The 3,194-nt window shown below is 72.0% G+C and carries 3 protein-coding genes and 1 pseudogene; 2 read left to right on the plus strand and 2 right to left on the minus strand.

Going from position 1 to position 3,194, the window contains the following annotated elements; genetic code table 11:
- A pseudogene (locus tag Q1N79_RS30835) lies at window positions 1-1,115 on the minus strand (hypothetical protein); the annotation flags it as partial.
- A gap of 73 nt (window positions 1,116-1,188) precedes the next feature.
- On the opposite strand from Q1N79_RS30835, the gene Q1N79_RS30840 reads away from it, so the two are divergent.
- A complete protein-coding gene (locus tag Q1N79_RS30840; RefSeq protein WP_300612351.1) occupies window positions 1,189-1,773 on the plus strand; it encodes an HD domain-containing protein in 585 nt (194 codons plus the stop codon).
- Here the strand turns inward: Q1N79_RS30840 and Q1N79_RS30845 are convergent.
- On the minus strand, window positions 1,694-2,959 hold the full coding sequence (locus Q1N79_RS30845) for a glycosyltransferase 87 family protein (protein ID WP_300612353.1): 1,266 nt from the start codon (window positions 2,957-2,959) through the stop codon (window positions 1,694-1,696). The genes Q1N79_RS30840 and Q1N79_RS30845 overlap by 80 nt on opposite strands.
- A gap of 36 nt (window positions 2,960-2,995) precedes the next feature.
- Here Q1N79_RS30845 and Q1N79_RS30850 point away from each other — a divergent pair.
- Window positions 2,996-3,194 (plus strand): SDR family NAD(P)-dependent oxidoreductase (locus tag Q1N79_RS30850; RefSeq protein ID WP_300612355.1); only part of this gene is annotated, 199 nt, incomplete at its 3' end.

Raw genomic sequence — 3,194 nt, forward strand, 5'->3', positions numbered from 1 at the left:
GCCGGCAGCAGCGTGCTCAGCGAGCCGATGCTGGCCAGCACGGTCAGGCCGAGCGCGAACCCGCCAAGCCCGGCGAGCGTCAGCGCGGCCGGGTAGCCGTTCCGCTGCCGGGTCAGCACCAGCGAGTCGGTCACCATGCACAGCCCGCCGAACAGCAGCACCTGGACCAGCGGCTCGCTGAACGGCGCGCGGCTGACGTACTGCTCGGGCAGGGTCAGCGCGAGGACAAGCGCGCCCGCCGGCGCCCACCGCGGTCCCGCCAGCCGCCCGACCAGCCCGGCGAACGACAGCACGGCGCACCCGCCGATCACCGGGGGCATCAGCAGCGCTCCCTGTACCCCGCCGAGCCACACCCCGCCCGCGAGCACCAGCGGCAGCCCGGGCATGAACGCGGGCGACACCGTGGTCCCGGCCTGGTAGAAATCCGTGCTCGCGAAGTTCAGCCCCGTGACCGACCCGAACGCCGCGGCCGACTGCGGAATCTTCGCCGACCCGTGCAGCGCGATCCAGTACCCGTACTGCAGGTACGCGCCTGGGTCACTGACCACGAAGACCTGCTGGGAGTCGCGGGCGACCTGCCAGACCGCGAAGCCTACCGCGATCGCCACGGTGGCGAGCAGCGCGCCGGCGGGCACGGTCGGCCGCCTGCGCCGCCAGGACTGCACCGCCGGCCGGGAATCATCGGTCCGCTCGTCCGCGTCCTGCGGGTCGCCGAACCGCGGCCAGCTCAGCGGCAGCTGCCGCATCGCGAAGTAACACAGCGCCAGGGCCAGCGGCACGAAGATGATCAAAATCGCCGTGGGCAGCAGCCGCCCGGCGACCAGCATCGCGGTCCCCGGCACCAGCCAGGCGATCGCGAGCAGCGCGGGCAGCTGCGTGATGGCCGCGAACAGCCAGCCGGGAAGCCACCACAGGCGCAGGTACCTGCGCCGGACAGCGGACGCCGCCGAGGCTACCGGTGCCGCGACAACAGCCGTCGCAGACCGCAGGTCGCTGGCCGCCCGTGCGCCGCGATCCGGGCCGTCACCATCCGGATTATCCCGAACGGACAGTGCCGGCTCTACAGCGACAGCCCCTTCGGCCGCCTGTCGGGGACCACGCAGTCGTAGACGCACGGACCCCACTGTAAACCGGCAACCTCTGGCCAGCGCCGCGCGCTCCGGGTGATCGGCGGGCACAATCAGGTAAATGGAGATCTACGCAAACTGGCACACCTGGCCGCAAGCGGAACCGGAGCTGCGGCGCCTGCTGCCTGCGGGCACCTGCGACGCGGTGGGCAAGGCCGTGGAGTTCGCGATCCGCTACCACGGCGACCAGCGGCGGCCCACTGGGGCGCCGTACCTGGAGCATCTCCTTGAGGCGCTTGAGGTCCTGGTCCGCGGCGCCCGCGTCACCGATCCGGACGTGCTCAGCGCCGCGGTTTTGCACGACGTGGTGGAGGACACCCCGTGCACCGTAGCGGACCTGCGGCGGGAATTCGGCGACCGGGTCGCGGGCCTGGTCGGCTGGGTGACGATCCCGGAGTCTGACGGCGACGGCAAGGCGGTGAAGGAGGCGTACCTGGCGGGCCTTCGGCACGCTCCGGACGACGCCATCGTGGTCAAGCTCGCCGACCGGGCAAGCAACGTGCAGACGCTGCGGAACCTCAGCCCGGCCAGGCAGCGCGAGTACTACGCGCAGACGGTGCGCTACATCATGCCGCTGGCCGCGTCACGGACCTGGTTCGCCACCTGGTACGCGAGCTGGCAGCAGGAACATCGGGATCTGGCGTGACCTGCTCGCCCCGCGCGACCCGGCCGCCGAGCGCGGCCAGCAGCCAGATCACGAGCGTCGCCGGGTAGATGAAGTAACCGAACCGCGTCGACGGGGCGAGCACGAACATGAGCGTCATCGCGCCGGCGAGCAGCAGGACCGCGCGCGGGACGGACCGCGGCGGCCGGACCACGAGCGAGGCGGCGACCGCCAGGCCTGCCGCGACGAGCAGCACGACGACGATCATGTGCCCGACGGGCCCGGTCTCGGCGAGGTCGTGGCCGGGCAGCGGGCTGGACGCCTGGGACGTGACATGCGCCAGCCCGAGCGGGAACTTAATCGTGTTCTCGACGAGCGCCCTGGGGTGGAGCACCAGGAACGGGCCGACGCACACGGCGACCACGGCCAGCGCGGTCCCCGTGAACACCGTGGCCTGCCGCCTGCCGTCGCGGACCGCGAGCACTGCCAGCGCCACGAGCACGGCGGGCCACGCGGTCGCCTTCATCGCCGCGGCGACGCCGAGCGCGAGCCCGGCGAGAACAGGCTGGCGCTCCCAGACCAGGGCGAACCCGAGGCAGAGGAAGGCGACCATCGGCACGTCGGTCCCGCCGACGGCGAGCTCGAAGGCGATCACCGGGGTCGCCGCGACAAGCACCGTCCAGCGCCAGGGATCCCCCGCCCCCCCGCGCCGCAGCGCGTACCAGAACACGACGAGGAACACCGCGCCGAACCAGACCCGCGGGTCGGTCAGCAGGCCGCCGCCGAAGAGCGCCCTGGGCAGCCCGAACAGCGTCATGACGGGCAGGTACGGGTTGTAGTTGTTCGGATTCCTCGTGGCGGCGAGCGAGGCGGGATCGGCGTACGGGGTGCCGTGGTGGAGCAGCGTCACCGCCGACTGCGCCACGACCGCGACCTCGGGTTGCTCGAGCCCTCTGGCCGCCATCCAGCCGAGCGGGACGAGCAGCGCGCCGCAGAAGGACAGCGCCAGCGCCACATCGGCGCCGCGCGCCTTCCAGGCGAACACGGCCACGAGCGCGAGCACGTAGCCGCAGGCCGCTATCCCGCCCCAGAGCTGGTGCACCGTGTCGGTGCTGAAGATCGCGACAAGCACCGCCCAGAGCGCGGATACGGCGAACACGCCGGCCAGCCAGCGACGCGGCATGGCGGCCGGCGACTGCCACCTGGCACCCAGGCGAACGCCACCCACGAACTCTTTACCTTACCAGGTATAACATCCCCTACTGTGGGTCGACTCGACGGCAAGGCCGCCATTATCACCAGCGGCGAGGGCAGCATCGGCATGGCGACCGCGCGCGCGTTCGCCGCCGAAGGCGCGAGCGTCTTCCTGGCTGGGATTTCCGAACCCGACCTGAAGAATGGCGCGGCCGAGCTCGGCGGCAGCGCCGCGTGGAAGGTGACCGATGTCACCGACTCGGCACAGG

This window comes from Trebonia sp. (assembly GCF_030042015.1).
Classification (GTDB): domain Bacteria; phylum Actinomycetota; class Actinomycetes; order Streptosporangiales; family Streptosporangiaceae; genus Trebonia.